Origin of the sequence: Pseudoalteromonas sp. Z1A6, assembly GCF_011378745.1 — a bacterium.
GTDB classification, from domain to species: Bacteria; Pseudomonadota; Gammaproteobacteria; order Enterobacterales; family Alteromonadaceae; genus Pseudoalteromonas; species Pseudoalteromonas arctica.
This window is the reverse complement of sequence record NZ_WTKW01000044.1, coordinates 1-17647: the sequence shown is the minus strand read 5'-3', so window position 1 is coordinate 17647 and position 17647 is coordinate 1. Positions and strand designations below refer to the sequence as shown.

At 40.4% G+C, this 17647-nt stretch carries 12 protein-coding genes; 11 read left to right on the top strand and 1 reads right to left on the bottom strand.

Going from position 1 to position 17647, the window contains the following annotated elements; all coding sequences use genetic code 11:
• Positions 1-169 precede the first annotated feature (169 nt).
• From GQR46_RS04795 to GQR46_RS04770, 6 genes are all read left to right on the top strand, one after another.
• Positions 170-1198 (top strand): XdhC/CoxI family protein, encoded by a 1029-nt coding sequence (locus tag GQR46_RS04795; protein ID WP_165740183.1) that lies wholly within the window; start codon positions 170-172, stop codon positions 1196-1198.
• A complete protein-coding gene (locus GQR46_RS04790; protein WP_121955118.1) occupies positions 1192-1785 on the top strand; it encodes a nucleotidyltransferase family protein in 594 nt (197 codons plus the stop codon). Before GQR46_RS04795 ends, GQR46_RS04790 begins: the two co-directional genes overlap by 7 nt.
• Positions 1786-1984: 199 nt before the next feature.
• Positions 1985-2473, top strand: a complete 489-nt coding sequence (locus GQR46_RS04785) for a (2Fe-2S)-binding protein (RefSeq protein WP_007582016.1) — start codon at positions 1985-1987, stop codon at positions 2471-2473.
• Positions 2474-2485: 12 nt separating this feature from the next.
• On the top strand, positions 2486-4777 hold the full coding sequence (locus GQR46_RS04780) for a molybdopterin cofactor-binding domain-containing protein (RefSeq protein ID WP_165740181.1): 2292 nt from the start codon (positions 2486-2488) through the stop codon (positions 4775-4777).
• A gap of 186 nt (positions 4778-4963) precedes the next feature.
• Positions 4964-5935, top strand: coding sequence for a GTP 3',8-cyclase MoaA (gene moaA, locus GQR46_RS04775; RefSeq protein WP_024593165.1), 972 nt, complete (start codon positions 4964-4966; stop codon positions 5933-5935).
• A gap of 170 nt (positions 5936-6105) precedes the next feature.
• Positions 6106-7143 (top strand): GGDEF domain-containing protein, encoded by a 1038-nt coding sequence (locus GQR46_RS04770; RefSeq protein ID WP_165729474.1) that lies wholly within the window; start codon positions 6106-6108, stop codon positions 7141-7143.
• 10 nt (positions 7144-7153) lie between these two features.
• Here the strand turns inward: GQR46_RS04770 and GQR46_RS04765 are convergent, their stop codons facing one another.
• Positions 7154-8092: a LysR family transcriptional regulator gene (locus GQR46_RS04765; RefSeq protein WP_165729475.1), complete on the bottom strand. Its 939-nt coding sequence runs from the start codon at positions 8090-8092 to the stop codon at positions 7154-7156.
• 119 nt (positions 8093-8211) lie between these two features.
• Here GQR46_RS04765 and GQR46_RS04760 point away from each other — a divergent pair, with 119 nt between their 5' ends.
• The 5 genes from GQR46_RS04760 to GQR46_RS04740 all read left to right on the top strand — a co-directional run bounded on the left by GQR46_RS04760 (position 8212) and on the right by GQR46_RS04740 (position 17582).
• Positions 8212-9381: an efflux RND transporter periplasmic adaptor subunit gene (locus GQR46_RS04760; RefSeq protein WP_165740179.1), complete on the top strand. Its 1170-nt coding sequence runs from the start codon at positions 8212-8214 to the stop codon at positions 9379-9381.
• Positions 9382-9390: 9 nt separating this feature from the next.
• The gene (locus GQR46_RS04755) at positions 9391-12543 is read left to right on the top strand and encodes a multidrug efflux RND transporter permease subunit (RefSeq protein WP_165740177.1); all 3153 of its coding nucleotides are present in this window, start codon (positions 9391-9393) and stop codon (positions 12541-12543) included.
• Complete coding sequence (locus GQR46_RS04750; protein ID WP_165729478.1) at positions 12536-13948, top strand: TolC family protein; 1413 nt, start codon at positions 12536-12538, stop codon at positions 13946-13948. The genes GQR46_RS04755 and GQR46_RS04750 overlap by 8 nt, the downstream gene beginning before the upstream one ends.
• A 10-nt stretch (positions 13949-13958) precedes the next feature.
• The gene (locus tag GQR46_RS04745; RefSeq protein ID WP_024608449.1) at positions 13959-14987 is read left to right on the top strand and encodes a zinc-binding dehydrogenase; all 1029 of its coding nucleotides are present in this window, start codon (positions 13959-13961) and stop codon (positions 14985-14987) included.
• A gap of 339 nt (positions 14988-15326) precedes the next feature.
• Positions 15327-17582 carry an acyl-CoA dehydrogenase gene (locus tag GQR46_RS04740; protein WP_165740175.1) on the top strand — a complete coding sequence of 752 codons (2256 nt, stop codon included), beginning with the start codon at positions 15327-15329 and terminating at the stop codon, positions 17580-17582.
• The last annotated feature ends 65 nt before the right edge of the window (positions 17583-17647 follow it).

The following is a 17647-nucleotide window of genomic DNA, read 5'->3' as shown; positions in this document are numbered from 1 at the left end:
ACTCTAAATGATAAACAACGCCAAAGCGTTAATGATCAATTTGATGAGTTAATTGAAACCTTAAACGATATAATAGAAAACTAAATTGTGCGTGAATTATTAAGTTTTAAATTAGCTTTTTAGGCTGGTTTGTTTTTAAACGCAAAAAATGCTTTTTAAAGGGCAATATATGGTTACAGATTTGAAAAGTATCTTAAACACTTGGTATCTCAATAGGGACAACCAAGAATGGGTTTTAGCTACTTTGTACAAAATTGAAGGCTCTAGCTACAGAAAACTAGGGGCTATGATGCTTATTTCGAGCCTAGGCGAGCGCTTGGGGATGCTTTCAGGAGGCTGTTTAGAAGCTGACATACAGCGCCACGCTAAACAAGTAATGAGTACTTTAACCAGTAAAACCATTAGTTATGATGCCACCGATGAAGACGATTTAACATTTCAACTTGGCATTGGTTGTGGGGGCATAGTACACATTTTACTGCAGCCCATTCACAAAGCTAATGACTATTTACAGCTAGAGCTTGTATCTAAAGCACTTAATGAGAATAAACCAGGGCGATACCTTCAACAAGTAAGCCCCATTTTGCCAGCCGGTAGTGGTGTATTTACGCAAAATGATGAGTTGCATGGTTTATCAATGAACCGCAAAGCGCAGTTGGTAGAATTACAAGGCGCTACGTGCTTGCAAACTTCTATTTATCCGCCGCCTCATTTATTAATAGTGGGTGGTGGGGCCGATGCAGTTCCGGTTTATACATTTGCCAAACAACTTGGTTGGAGTGTAACTGTATGGGATACCCGTGCTGCCAATGCAAAAAGGCAATATTTTAAAAATGCAGATGCTATTTTGCGCTTCACACCGAGTGAGTTAAAAGAATATTGCATAACTAATAAAGTAGATGCTGCTATTTTAATGGCTCACAGCGTTGAACTCGACGCGAGTACGTTGGCTCAATTTAAAGATGTTTCTTTTAAATACATAGGGTTATTGGGCCCTAAGCACAGACGTGAACAAGTTTTAGAGCACGCAAATACGCGTGTATCACAAATAAAGTCTCCTGTTTTTGGGCCTGTCGGTTTAAATTTAGGCGGCGACTCGCCAGAGAGTATTGCACTATCGCTGATCAGTGAAATACATGCAGTGCTGTGTGACAAAAACGCCCAATCGCTAAGCCATTGGGGGCAGGAGCCGTGCTAATTGCAAAAGTTGTTTTAGCCGCAGGTCAATCATCTCGCTTTAACGGCTGTAAATTAACGGCTGATATCGGGTTTGGCAAAACAATGATTGAGCATGCAGTAAATACACTTCAAGCACTTGATGACACGCCGGTGTATGTAGTTACCGGGGCATGGCATAAAGAAGTATCACAAGCACTGGCAGGTTATAAAAACATAGAGCTCATTGAGAACAAGCAATGGAGCCAAGGTTTAGGTAATTCAATCGCGATAGCTTCTCAAACAGTGTTTAAAAATAAGTCCTTTGATGGGATTTTATTTATGCTTGCGGATCAGGTTGAGCTAAAAGTAGCGCACTTAAGTGAGTTAGTTACTGGTTTTACACGTAATCCATCGCGCTGGTGCGCAAACTATGGCGAGCGTTTAGGTGTACCCGCTATATTCCCAGTGGTTGATTTATCTCAGCTTGCAAGCTTAACTTCAGATAGGGGTGCACAGCAATTACTGCGCTCCAGCAGTGAAGTAGTCAATACAATTAGTTTACGTAGTGCGAGTTTAGACATAGATACTCAAAAGCAGCTAAGTAATTTTATAGCTAAAAATGAGTGAAAAAGTATTAGTAGGGCAAAATAAGTTTTAGCTGCGCTAACGCTTTAGTGCAGTGGTTATGGTATTTAGCTGTTAATGTAGCTGATGCGGTAACTATATGTGTTATGGATTAGTAGTTACAACAATCTTAACTGTTATAACCCGTGTTTAAATTAAATAATTTAAACACGGGTTATAAAGCTTAATCAAGGGGCAAGCTATGGTGACGTTTACAATTAATGGCAAGGTGGTTGAATCACACGCAAGTGAAGATACACCATTGTTATGGGTTATTCGTGATGAAATTGGATTAAAAGGTACGAAGTTTGGTTGCGGTATTGCAATGTGTGGTGCGTGTACGGTGCATTTAGATGGCCAAGCAACTCGCTCATGTGTTTTACCAATTGGCGCAATTGCAGGAAAAAACATTACTACAATTGAAGGGCTTAATAACGAACACCCACTTCAAAAAGCATGGGTTGAAGAGCAAGTACCACAGTGCGGTTACTGTCAATCGGGGCAAATAATGCAAGCTGCTACATTACTGGCAGCTAATCCAAGTCCTTCAGATGAAGAAATAGTAAGCCATATGAATGGTAACTACTGTCGCTGTATGGCTTATAAACGTATTAAAACTGCTATTCAACGCGCTGCAGATGAGTCACAAAGTGTAGTAAATATATTTGATCCAAATGCACAAGACGCTTAACTGGAGCCGATAATGAAAAAATTATTTCAAAAAAATAGCGAAACTGTTAATTTAAATCGTCGCTCGTTTATGATTGGCACTGCTAGCGCAGGTTTAGTCATGGCGTTTGCCCCTGCGTTATTTTCGGGTTCGCTCAGTGCAAAAGAATCAATTGCGCAACAGGCTTTTTCACCCACTATTTGGTGGACTATGAGCACCGACGGCGCCGTAGAAGTGAGTATTGCCAAAGCTGAAATGGGTCAACATATCGGTACTGCACTTGCGCGCATTGTAGCTGATGAACTTGAATGTGATTGGGATAAAGTATCAATTACCTACGTAGATACCCATGAAAAATGGGGCTTTATGGTAACGGGTGGTTCGTGGTCTGTATTTCAAAGCTTTAAGCCATTATCTCAAGCCGGCGCTGCGGGTCGAATTGCATTAATAGAAGCTGGAGCTAAAATGCTCGGCGTGTCTGCAGATAAATGTCGTGCTGAAAAGGGCTATATTATTGCAGGCGAAAAATCGGTTAGTTACGCTGACATAGTTAAAAAAGGCGAGTTTAATCGTACATTTACCAGCGATGAAGTTGCAAACCTGCCACTAAAACCTGCTAATAAACGTCATTTAACTGGGCTTAAACAAGACTTTAAAGCGCTTGATATACCAGCCAAAACAAATGGTACCGCAGTATATGGGATAGATGTAGAAGTTGAAGGCATGCTGTACGCGCGACCAGTAATACCGCCAACCCGTTATGGCAGCACAGTAACAAACGTTGACGATAGTGCAGCAAAAGCTATTAAAGGTTACAAAGGCTATGAAATTTTAAATGACCCTAGTAACACAGTGCAAGGCTGGGTTGTTGTATTAGCTGATAGTTACCCAAGTGCCATTAAAGCAGTAGATGCTTTAAAGGTGAGTTACAAAAAGGGTGAGTCAGCAAATATATCTGAAGCTGATATTCAAAAAGAAGGTAAGCGATTATGCGAGCAACGAGACTCGGGTACTTTATTTGTTGATCAAGGCGATATAAAGAAAACTCAAGCAGACGCCAGTGAGTCGTTAGAATCAATGTATACCACAGCGACAGCAAGTCATTATCAGCTAGAGCCATTAAATGCGGTTGCAGAATTTAAAGATGGAAATTGGATTATTCATACAGGTAACCAGTGGCAGTCACTTACGTTACCAGCGCTTGCTAAAGCACTTGAAATAGAACAAAACAAAGTAATTATTCGTCCTTATTATTTAGGTGGTGGTTTTGGTCGTCGATTATTTGGTGACTGGACTGTACCTGCAGCTCTAACCGCAAAAGCAGTAGGTAAACCAGTAAAGCTGGTATTTACACGAGCAGACGATAGTTTATTCGATCAGTCTCGTTCTGCATCTGCTGCAAAAATGACAGCGTCGTTTGATAAAAACGGTACTTTTACTGGTTTAGAGCATGCATTTTCTGCAGGTTGGCCTACTAAAGCAATGGCACCAGCGTTTTTATCACCGGGTGTTGATGGTAAAGGTAAATTTGATGCATTTTCGGCATCGGGCGCTGATCATTGGTATAGCATGAGCAGTCATCGTGCACGCGCTATTAATAACGAAGTTGCACAAAGCACCTTTACTCCAGGTTGGTTACGTTCAGTAGGGCCAGGTTGGATTGCATGGAGTCTTGAGTCGTTTATTGATGAAATTGCCCATAAGCAAGGTAAAGATCCTGTTCAATTTAGAATTGAAATGTTAGACGGTAAAGGCAAGCAAGCGGGTAAAGCACCTGAGAGCGTTGGCGGAGCACTGCGCTTACGTAATGTGCTTAAAACGGTGTCTGACAAAGTAGCTTCTGTTAAATTAGCTAAAGATGAGGGCATTGGTTTTTCTGTAAGCTCAGGGCAAGAACGTACTATGCCTGCATGGCTTGCAACCGCAGCGCATGTTCATGTTAACCGTGATAGTGGTAAAATAACGCTTAAAAAGCTTTATGTTGTTGTAGATGCGGGCTTAATAGTTCACCCTGATGGCGCACTGGCGCAAATTGAAGGGTCGTTACTATGGGGCAGCAGCCTTGCATTGCATGAATCAAATACGTATAAAGATGGGCAAGTATCAGCGACTAACTTTAATACTTATTTACCGCTAAGAATGCAAGATGTGCCAGATATTGACATTGAATTTTTACAAAGCGATGAGTTTCCAGTTGGTTTAGGCGAACCTGGCGTTATAGGGGTTGCTCCTGCTATTGGTAATGCTGTGTTTAATGCAGTAGGCGTGCGTTTACGTGACCTACCAATGAAGCCAAGCGAACTTAAAAAAGGCTTAGAAGCGTAAAACAAAAATAACTAAAGGGGTATGCTTTATGCTGCCCCTTTAAGTTATTAAATATATTTATGTAATTATTATTTATGTATCAATAAGTAGCGTTGTTTATACCAATTTGCTTAATTAAATGATTAAGTATTATTGCAAATTGGTATTAGGTTGTTATTACTTGTTGATATTAGTTAAGGTTTATTTATGCTAATCGACCCAACAGGGCGAGAGTTTAGTTACTTACGTTTGTCTATTACTGATGTATGTAATTTTAAGTGTGTTTATTGTTTACCAGATGGTTATCAGGGCGGGCCAGACCGTGGTTTTCTCACAATTGATGAAATTAGCAACACGCTTAAAGCGTTTGCACACCATGGTATCGAAAAAGTAAGGATCACTGGCGGAGAGCCAACCCTTAGAAAAGATTTTATAGATGTTGTTCGTGCGGCAAAAGATGTCGCGGGCATAAAAAAAATTGCAATGACTACCAATGGTTTTTCTCTTCATAAGAATATTCATGACTGGGTAGATGCAGGCTTAAACGCCATTAATGTAAGCATTGATAGTTTAGATTCACGTATGTTTAACACCATTACTGGGCATGATAAATTTACCTCAGTAATGAAAGGCATTGATACTGCGCTTGAAACGGGTATTGATTCGGTAAAAATAAACAGCGTGCTGATGAAGCAATACAACGCAAAAGAGTTTGATACATTTTTAAATTGGGTTAAACACCGTCCCGTTACCATCCGCTTTATAGAATTGATGCAAACAAACGACAACAAAGCCTTTTTTGATGCTAACCATGTTTCTGGGCAAGTTTTAAAAACTCAGTTATTACAAACGGGTTGGCAGCAAGTTGCGCGTAGTGCATCAGCAGGTCCTGCTCAAGAGTTTGCTCATCCTGATTATCAAGGCAGAATTGGTTTGATCATGCCTTACAGCAACGACTTTTGTAGTACCTGTAACCGATTGAGGGTTACAGCAAAAGGGAATCTGCACTTGTGTTTGTTTTCTGAAGAGGGTATTTCGCTAAGAGAATATATGAACGACAGTTCAAACAGTGAATTAATGGCATTGTTATCTCGTTATATTAAAACCAAAAAACCAACTCACCTTTTACACCAAGGTAATACAGGTATTACTACTAATTTATCCATGTTAGGTGGCTAGTTGTTAAAGCCACTTAGTGATATTAAAGTATCAAACGTGTTTCTAAAACATACGACATTATCCCCAAAAGGTAAATAACTGGTTGTATCTACATGGTTTTATATCAACAAGGCTTGTTAAATTATATTTTCCCGTTAAACTTAATTTTTATTTTTTGTTAAGTGATTAGAATGGATATCGCAGCTCTTAATAGCACTAAATCATTAAGAAAAGACGTCCTTAGAGGGATGTGTCTTTGTTTTGGTTCTTTATCGGTAGGATTTGCGGGGCTTAATTTAACCGTAAATAACTTTCCACTGCTTGGCTATATCGAAATCTGTTTTTCTATTTATTGTATATTTACTTATATTTCACTTACACGTTGTCCACTACAGTTTTGGCAATCCGTTGTGATGTGTGCACTTGTAACGTTTATTGTTATTTTAGCTACAGCTTTAGCATCTCCTCGTAACGGTGTATTCGTATGGTCGTTTGCATTACCTATTTTGTACTACCTGTTGTTAGGTAAACAATATGGTGTAATTTTCTCTGCAAATTTATTAGTTATCCAAGTGTTTATTTTAGGGAGTAAGTCTACATTTGCCCCCTTTGAAACTTTTAACTTATCCCTTAATCTACTCTGTGCTTATTTAAGTATTTGGGCGATTTCTCATGTTTTTGAAGGGAGCCGCTCACATTTTTCAAAGCGCCTTAAAAATTTAGCGTTACTTGATCCATTAACGGGTGCAGGTAATCGCCTTTCAATGAACCACTACTTTGAAGTAGAACTACAAGATAAGTCACAGTTATATTTGTTTTTACTCGATTTAGACTTTTTTAAGCAGATAAATGATGAGCATGGCCATGGTGTGGGTGACCAAGTACTTGTTGAAGTGGCCACTTTACTAAGGGTTGCACTTGGCAGAGGGTACGTATTTAGAGTTGGCGGTGAAGAGTTCGCTTTATTTAGCTCTTTTGCAAATGAAGAGGCTGCACTAGATACCGCAGAACAAATAAGAGCACGTTTTGAAAATACAACATTTGATATTGATGGCCTTGCTATCAATATTACAACGAGTATTGGAATCGCAAAATTTAAAAGTACTAATTCATTGGAAAGCTTTGTAAACCAAGCGGATAAACAGTTATACAAAGCAAAACAATTTGGTCGCAATAAAGTGTATTGTAAGTTTAAAAAAGAACATGACTACGAAACGGTAGTTGCTTAAGCAGGGTTACTTAATACATTTGCTCAAAATTGGGGATCCCGTTTTCCCAAATTGGTTTATCTTTTCCTATATGTTCGCGTACAGCATCAAAAAATAACCGAGTTCTTACCGGTAAATCTCGGTGCGGATATACGGCATACATCGCACTAAACTCCATTAGTTTCACATCAGTCAATAAAGGCACTAGTTTACCCTGTGATATTTCATCACCAATAATAAATGCAGGGGCGACAAAGTAAGTTGTGCCCGATAGTGTTTTCATCAGTAATGACTCTGCATCGTTTGCTCTAAACACACTTTTTATTTTTTGCTCGCAGGGCTCACCTTTACTGTTGTAGTAATCTATTGCATCTATCCGAATAGAGTTACTGGCGTAGCTTGCTGCTGGCAATTGTGCTAAATCTTCCATTGTTTTGGGCATACCATAAGTGTCTATGTACTCTGGTGCTGCAACAATGAGTAAGCGATTACGCGCTATTTTACGTGCAATAAGGGATGAATCTTTTGGCTCACCAACACGAAATGCTAAATCAAACCCTTCAGAAACTATATCTACTAATCTATCGTCTAAGCGCAGTTCAACTTCTACTTGCGGAAAGCGTTTTTGGAAATCATTAAGTACAGGTTGCAAATAACGCCTGCCAATCAATGTTGATGACGTGATTTTTAACACCCCGCGTGGCTCTAAATGGTAGTTTTCAGCCATGCGTACTGTTTCGCCGAGCAACTCTCTAAGCTCAGCGGCTTTTTTGATCATTTCGGCGCCCGCCGCTGTGAGCGAAAACGAACGCGTTGTGCGGTTAAGTAACCTAACGCCTAACTCATCCTCTAAACGGCTAATTTGTTTAGATATAACAGAGCGATCTATGTTGCGTAATTCTGCAGCTTTTGCAAAAGAGCCTTGCTCAACCACTTCAAGTAACATTAAAAGTCGACTTGTTGTATCCATTATTACACCTTAACTAATTCATTGATGCCATTTTGGCATTAATGAATTTAAAAATCTATGGTTTTTAAACACGGGTTAAATCCGTATTATGCGAGGCTAATCAACAATGGAGCGTCTTCATGAACAAACATCTAATTGCTGCTGCACTTACTGCGGCATCTTTAACACTAGCAGGTTGTGCCGATGAGAGCACAGCTCAATCAGCACCTGCACAGCAACTTCAACCAATTGATGTAGCACAGGTGCTTGTTAAACCAGTACAAAGCTGGCACACATATACAACTCGTTTAGAGTCTCCACAAGAAGTTGCTTTAATGCCGCGTGTATCGGGAATCATCGATAGCATTGAATTTAAAGAAGGCGATGTGGTTAAAGAAGGCGATGTTTTATTTCAATTAGATGCTCGTCCATTTGCTGCTGTGGTTGCTAGTTTAAAAGCGCAAATCAACAGCGCACAAGCTGCCTTAGAGCAAGCTAAAAGTGAAGACAAACGTGCGGTACGATTATTAGACCGTAAAGCAATTTCTACTGAGCAAGCACAAGCGCGTACTTCAACACTACGCCAACGCGAAGCACAGCTTTCTGCACTTCAAGCACAACTTACTTCAGCAGAGCTTGATTTAGAGTTTACGTCAGTAGTATCACCAATTGATGGCATTATTTCTCGCGCAAATATTACCAAAGGTAATAACATACTTGCGGGTCAAAGCGTATTAACGTCAATTGTTTCAAACCAAGCTATGTACGCTTATTTTGATGTTGATGAACGCACATGGAATCAATCTTTTAATGATGTTACTGCTGCGAGTCAGCAAACTGTTGTAATGCAAAAAGTGGGTCAAAGCGATTTTGCATACAAAGGCTACATTAACTTTATTGATAACCAAATTAATTCATCAACAGGTACATTACGTGTACGTGCAGTATTTAATGAAGACAGCAACCAGTTACGCGCAGGCTCGTTTGCACGTATAAAGCTTGCTGCAAATTCTATTAGCGACGCGATTATTATCCCAGAACGTGCAATTGGTACCGACTTAAAAAATCGTTTTGTATTAACGGTTGGCGAAAACAACGTACTTGAATACAAACTTATCACTACAGGTGAGCGTTACGGTGCCTTACGTGCGGTTACATCGGGCCTTAACGAAGGTGATGTTATTGCTGTAAATGGCCCAGCTCGCGTAGGCCCTGGTATGCCAATCTCTCCGCAAACAGTAACAATTGATACAAGTGGTGTGGCATTTACATTGTTAAATGACAACGCACAACTTGTGGCTAAGCAATAAGGTTTATTGATGAAATTCTCGCATTTCTTTATACAGCGTCCAATATTTGCGGCCATGCTGTCATTGGTTATTTTAATTGCTGGTGGTATATCACTATTCCAACTACCAGTAAGTGAATACCCAGAAGTAGTTCCTCCAACCGTGGTTGTAACCGCTAACTACCCGGGTGCTAACCCGACCGTTATTGCGCAAACAGTGGCAACACCGTTGGAGCAAGAAATTAACGGCACTGAAAACATGTTATATATGTTTTCGCAAGGTACCAGTGATGGCCGCATGACACTAACGGTAACCTTTGCATTAGGTACCGATTTAGACCGTGCTCAAGTACAAGTACAAAACCGTGTAAACAGTGCGCTTCCGCGTTTGCCAGAAGAAGTACAACGTTTAGGTGTTGTGGCTGAAAAGTCATCACCAGATTTAACCATGGTAGTGCATTTATATTCACCTGAAAAAACGCACGACACAGCGTACTTATCTAACTATGCCGATTTAAACATTAAAGATGAAATTGCACGTTTACCGGGTGTAGGTGATATTCGCATGTTTGGTGCCGGCAAATACTCAATGCGAGTATGGCTAAACCCAGATGCACTTGCTGCACGCGAATTAACAGCAACAGATGTAGTAACAGCACTTCGCTCGCAAAACCAGCAAGTTGCTGCAGGTAGCTTAGGCGCGCAACCAATTTCAAACGACAGTCAATTTCAAATATTGTTAAACGTTAAAGGTCGTTTAAACAGTATTGAAGAATTTGAACAAGTTATTATTAAAGTAGGCGACGAGGGTCAGTTAACGCGTTTATCTGATATAGCCCGTGTTGATTTAGGTCAAGACACTTACTCACTTCGAGCAGAGCTTGATAATCAACCAGCACTTGCAATGCCAATATTTCAACGCCCTGGTTCTAACGCTATTGAGCTATCTGATCAAGTACGCGAAACAATGGCGCGCTTATCTAAAGATTTTCCTACCGGTGTTGAATACGACATTGTGTACGATCCAACGGTATTTGTTCGCGGCTCAATTGACGCGGTAATTGCCACTTTGCTTGAAGCAATTGTATTGGTAGTTATTGTTGTTATTGTATTTTTACAAACATGGCGTGCATCAATTATTCCGCTAATTGCTGTGCCTATTTCACTTATTGGTACGTTTGCCGTAATGCAGTGGTTAGGTGTCTCAATTAATACCTTATCGTTGTTTGGCTTAGTATTGGCCATAGGTATTGTTGTAGATGATGCGATTGTAGTTGTTGAAAACGTAGAGCGTAATATCGAAAAAGGCTTATCGCCACTTGAAGCAACCCGCGTTGCAATGAGTGAAGTAACAGGCCCTATTATTGCCATTGCGCTAGTACTAAGTGCTGTATTTATTCCTACTGCGTTTATTACCGGTTTATCAGGTCAATTTTATAAGCAATTTGCACTTACAATTACTATTTCGACTATTATCTCAGCGTTTAACTCATTAACGTTATCGCCTGCGCTTGCTGCATTGTTATTAAAATCGCACGATGCAAAACCAGATGCGTTCACGCGTTTACTTAATAAATTGTTTGGTCGTTGGTTATTTAAACCATTTAACCGCGTATTTAATCGTGGTGCTAAAGGTTACGAAAAACTGGTACAAAAACTAATTCGTATGACCGTTGTTGTTATGGTGGCTTACATAGCACTTGTTGGTGGCACAATTAAGTTATTTGATACCGTACCGGGTGGCTTTATTCCACAGCAAGATAAACAGTATTTAGTGGCTATTGCGCAGTTACCTGATGCATCAAGCCTTGATCGTACTGAAGATGTGCTTTCTCAAATGCAGCAAATTGCATTAGAAGTACCAGGCGTTGCACATACAGTTGCTTTTCCTGGCTTATCAGTGAACGGTTTTACTAATAGCCCTAACAGCGGCATTGTATTTACACCACTTGAAAGCTTTGACAAACGTACCGACCCAAGCCAATCAGCGATGGCGATTGCTGCCGAGTTGAATAAACGTTTTGCTGCCATTGATGAAGCATTTGTAGCGGTATTTCCACCGCCGCCAATTCAAGGTTTAGGCACTACCGGCGGTTTTAAACTGCAAATAGAAGACAGAGCAAATAAAGGATTTGAAGCCTTATTTAATAGTCTGCAAGCTGTTATCGGTAAAGCGCAGCAAGATCCAGCATTAATGGGCTTGTACTCAAGCTTCCGTATTCAAGTTCCACAAATGGATATTGATATTGACCGTGAGCAAGCGCTAATTCAAGGTATTCCACTTGATGAAGTATTTAACGCACTGCAAATTTACTTAGGCTCTGTGTACGTAAATGACTTTAATATGTTTGGCCGTACCTACCAAGTAAATGCACAGGCTGATGCTGACTACCGCTTAGACCCTGATCAAATACTTAATCTAAAAGTACGTAACCGCTCAGGAAATATGGTGCCACTAGGCTCTGTATTAACAGTTACACCAACAATTGGTCCTGACCGAGTCATGCATTACAACGGTTACCCAAGTGCAGAACTAAATGGTAGCCCAGCACCAGGTTACAGCTCTGATCAAGCACAAGTTGCTATTGAAAAAGTACTCGCAGACACACTACCAACAGGTATTGAATATGAGTGGACTGAAGTAACGTACCAACAAGTACTTGCCGGTAACACCATGGTTTATGTATTTCCGCTAGTTGTATTACTTGTATTTATGGTACTTGCAGCGCAGTACGAGAGCTTACGTTTACCACTGGCAATTATATTAATTGTACCAATGACTATTTTCTCAGCCTTGTTAGGTGTGTGGTTTGTTGGCTCTGACAACAACATATTCACCCAAATAGCGTTAATAGTACTGGTTGCGTTGGCCTCTAAAAATGCGATATTGATGGTTGAGTTTGCAAAAGACAGACACGACTCAGGATTAACGCACTTAGAGGCAATACTTGAGGCATGTCGTATGCGCTTGCGCCCAATATTAATGACCTCAATTGCATTTACAGCAGGTGTTATACCGTTAGTTCTTGCTACCGGTGCAGGCGCCGAAATGCGACACGCAATGGGTAACGCAGTATTCTCAGGGATGATAGGTGTAACCGTGTTTGGCCTATTGTTTACGCCGGTATTTTATATGTTAGTGACTAACAAAAAAGAGAAAGCGCAGGAGAATACTCATGACTAAATTAATGCAAAAAAGACTTAAAACAAGTCTGACCGCCAGTGCAGTATTAGTTGCTGCGTTTTTAGCAGGATGTGCGAGTAAAATAGACACCATGAGCGAGCAAAAAGCCGTTAACGAATTTGTTGCTAAAGCTAATATTGCTAGTAACGTTAGCGTTGCTGATGAGACAAACTGGTGGAAAAAGCTTAATTCTGATCAACTAAATGAGCTTGTTACTGGTGCGCTTGCAAATAACTATAATTTGCAAACAAGCCAGTTAACACTTAAAAGTGCATTAGCGCGATTAGGAGAGCAAAAAGCCCAATACCTGCCGCAAGGTGGCGTAAATGTTGGCGCAGCTCGAAGCGATGCACCAAGCGTGTTTGACCGCCAATCAAGTGCAAACGTTGCACTTGATTGGCAACTAGATTTATTTGGTCGCATAACGGCGTTGGTTGATGCAGCAAATGCATCGGCCATGAGCCAAGCAGAGCAAGTACGCTTATTACAAATTGAAGTTGTTTCGTCAGTCGTTAAAGGCTTTGTAAGTTACCAAGGGAATGTTGAAAAACAACACATTGTTACACTTCAAATTGAAGCGCTTGAGCAAAGTATTGACGTTTTACAGGCACGAGTTGATGAAGGTGTAGCTAACGAGCTTGATTTAAACCGTACGATGGCGCAGCTTAGGCAGCAACAAGCATTAATGCCTGCTATTGAGTATGCAAAATACAGCGATTTATCTGCGCTTGCAGTACTAAGCGGTAAGCTAGCGCAAAATATTGCTATTGAAAACGAGCAAGGCGTGCTTGAACGTGACTTTAGCGTAGCACTAAAAAACGCTAATAATGCCATTGCCTTACGTCCAGATATTAGCCGCGCGCTGTTTGACTTTAGCCAAGCAAATAGTTTAAGTGTTGCAGCTAGCAAAGCGTTATTACCCGATATTAGCTTATCTGCATTTGCAGGGGTTGTGAGTATAGATAGCACAGGCTTAAAAAATACCGATCAACAGTGGCAAGTAGCGCCGCAGTTACAGTGGTCTATTTTAAGTTATCCTGCGCTTTTAGCGCAGCGTGACGCGCAACAGTTTTTAAGTGAAGCTGCGTACAGCGATTATCAACAAGTAGTATTAACTGCACTAAGTGAAAGTGAACTTTCACTGCAATTGTTGGTCAATCAAGCACAGCAAAAACGCTTTGCCGATGAACGTTATGACTTTGCTAATAAAGCATTTTTACAAGCACAAGCAATGTACGAAGAAGGTCAAATTCCTTACCTTGAGTTGTTAGATGCGCGCCAGGATGTTTTAATAGCACAAGAAAATGCTGTTGAAACAACAATTTCTTCACTGCTTGCCAAAGTAAATGCTTACCAGTCATTTAATGGGCAATGGAGTTATGCGTTAAACGACACTAATAAGTAGAGTTATATTGATGCCAAATACTGAAAATTTACATGAATACATTATCCCGCAAACTATGCGCGCTATTGTACTGCCAGAACCAAATGAAGCAATTGACTTAGCGGATGCTGAGCTGCCTGTTCCTATTTGTGCAGATAACGAGCTGCTTGTAAAAGTAGAGTACGTTGGTTTAAATCCAGTTGATGGTCAATTTGCTAAAACAGGCTTTTGTAAATGGCAGTATCCACACATTTTAGGCTTAGATGCCGTAGGTGTTGTGGTTAAAGCTAATAAAGGTGTGTTTCCAAATGTTGGCCAGCGCGTTATGTGGCATGCCAACATTGGTGAGCAAGGTGCTTTGAGCGAATACACCAAGGTACCTAACTTTGCAGTGTCGGTTGTGCCAAGCGGTTTAAACCCGGCCATTGCAGCAACACTTCCATGCGCCGGTATGGCAGCACTTATTAGTTTAGATAAAATAGGCATTAGTGAAGGCGATACTATTTTTATTGAAGGCGGAGCCGGAGCGGTAGGGCAGTTTGCTATTCAATATGCAAAACAGCGCGGTGCAGACGTATTTACCACAGCATCAAAGCGTAATCATAAGTTGGTTAAGCAGTTAGGCGCTGATGTGGTTTTTGACTATAGCGATAAAAAGCTATGCGAAAAAATCCGCAGAGAACTTGGCCCACAAGGCTTTGATGCGGTTATTGATACGATTGGTGGTGAGTGTACTCAGCGTAATATTGAGTTAATGCGTTTTTGCGGACGTATTGCCTGCTTAAATCCGCTCCCTTGTTTTGATCAAGACTTAATGTATCACCGAGCGCCTAATATTAGCGTAGTATCAATTGGTGGAGCATGGCTTGCTAATAGTTTATGTGCACAACAACGTTTGAGTTTTATGGGCAACCTGTTACTTGAAGGCGCTGTTAGTGGCGACATTAAACACCCAGAAATAACGCCCGTAGATTTTAGTGCTGACTCAGTATCGCAAGCGCTTAATAAACAACTTGCTGGTGGTTTTACCGGCAAGCAAGTTGTTAAAGTTGCTAAGTGAAGCGCTTATACAATTTGATTTAAATTTAGGTAGTTTTAGCTAGATTAACTAATAATGTAGCCTCTACAAATTGAATAAAAACGTAGCCTATTTGTGCTGCGTTTTTTTATGCCCATAAAAAAATAGATACAGCGCTAGAGCTTTTGCTGTTTTATTCATCATTTTAATCAAAATACTTTTTTTCAGCGTACAACTGTAAGCCTTTGTGTTTCAACAGTTTACGTTCAGGTAAAGAAAATAAATTGAAAAAACTGTTAATTAATTGAATAGAGCAATTGATCTAAACGATTTTTTATGACGTAATGTAGGTATTATTTAGCTGGTCGGATGAGTTCAATCATGAGTTTACGTACAAAACTAAAAAAAGTATTACCAAGTATTTCTATCACAGAACAAGAAGCGCTAGACGCGGGTGATGTATGGCTTGAAGGTTCTATCTACCAAGGTAAACCTGATTTCAGTGCACTTCGCGACGTACCTGCTGCTACATTAAGCGCAGACGAGCAAGCATTCTTAGACGGTCCAGTAAAAGAGTTATTGGGCATGATTGACGATTCAGTGATTCAAAACGGCATTCATTTACCAAATGACATCTTAGAATTTTTGAAAAAAGAGCGTTTTTTCTCGCTTATCATTCCTAAGTCGTTTGGTGGTTTAGAGTTTAGCCCTTATGCAAACTCTACTATTGTTGGCACAATTGCGACTAAAAGCTCAGCAGTTGCGGTAACCGTCATGGTTCCTAACTCGTTAGGCCCAGGTGAATTATTACTTCACTTTGGTACGCAAGAGCAACAAGCACATTATTTACCACGTCTAGCAAATGGTACAGACATTCCATGTTTTGCATTAACAAGCCCAGAAGCGGGTTCTGATGCAGGTGGCATTCCAGACATTGGTACAGTTACTAAAGGCATGTATAACGGCGAAGAAGTACTTGGCCTTGAAATCACATGGGACAAGCGCTACATAACGCTTGCACCTATTGCTACCGTACTTGGTTTAGCTTTTAAAGTAATGGACCCTGATGGTTTATTAGGTGGTAAAGAAAGCTTAGGTATTACCTGTGCACTTATTCCTAAAGAGCACCCAGGTGTAGAGCTTGGTAATCGCCACGACCCAATGGGTATTCGTTTTTACAACGGTACTACACGTGGTAACAAAGTATTCGTACCAATGGATTTTGTTATTGGTGGACAGAAAAACATCGGCCGTGGTTGGCAAATGCTGGTTAGCTGTTTAGGTGCTGGCCGTGGTATTTCATTACCTGCGCTAGGTGTTAGTACAGCACAAGTTGCATTTAAATCAGCATCTGAATACGCAGCAGTGCGTGAACAGTTTGGTTTAGCCATTGGCCAGTTTGAAGGTATTCAAGAAAAACTAGCCGACATTGCAGGTAAAACATACCTACAAGAAGCAATGCGCGTACTTACAACTGAAGGTTTAGGCATGGGCTTAAAACCATCAGTAGTAACTGCAATCGCTAAATACCACATGACAGAGCTTGGTCGCGACGTGCTTGATTCAGCAATGGATATTCAAGCGGGTAAAGCGATTCAAAACGGTCCACAAAATACATTAGCAAGTGGTTATGTTGCTCAGCCGATTGCCATTACGGTAGAAGGCGCGAATATTCTTACACGTAACCTAATGATCTTTGGTCAAGGTGTTATGCGTTGTCACCCATATTTACAATCTATGGTTGAGTCAATTCACAGCGAAGACAAAGGCGCAGATAAAGAATTTAACGGTATTTTACGTAAAACAATTGGCTACAGCACAGCAAACAGCTTACGTGCTTTCCGCTTAGGTGTTTTACCATTTACAGCAAGTGCTAATTCTGAATTACCAGAAGTACGCGACTACGAAAAAGCAGTACATAAATTATCTGCAAAACTTGCAGTGTACGCAGACTTTTCGTTACTTGTACTTGGCGGTAAGTTAAAACAAGCAGAAATGCTATCGGCACGTTTAGGCGATGTAATGAGCTTCTTATATGCAGCTATGGCATCAATTAAATACTACGAGCAAAAAGTATCAAGTAGTGACCGTGAGCAAGCAGCACCTTATTTCCATTACGCGACTCGTTTTGCACTACAAAGTGCTGAAGAAGCATTGCATAAGTTTTTAGATAACTTCCCTGCAAGTGGTACACGTAAGTTTATTCGTTTTATTACAATGAACTACTCAACTAAAATGCCAAAAATTAGTGACGATTTAATCCGCGAACTAGCTAAGCAAGCTCAGCTAGATACCGCATTTAAAGCGCAAATCACGCATTTAGTTAAACCAGTAGTGGGCGATGGCCATCATATTAATGAGCAAGCTTACAAAGCTAAAATGGCATCACTTGGCGAACTGGCTAAAGTTAAAAAAGCATTACGTGCTAAAGTAATTAAACCAGGTATACGCTTTAACATCACGCTTGATAACGCACTAGCGGCAAACGTAATCACGCAAGCTGAACACGTTCAGTTAATTGATTACAACATCAAACGTGAAAAAGCGATTCGTGTAGATGAGTTCGATTTTGATATGAACCTACTAGACGATAACGCACAGCCGATTAATCCGCTTAAAAGCGTAGTTAATCAGTAAGTTAAAGTAATAAAATTCAATGATGCAAAGCGCCCGCAGTATCGGCGCTTTTATTTTTGAGTAAA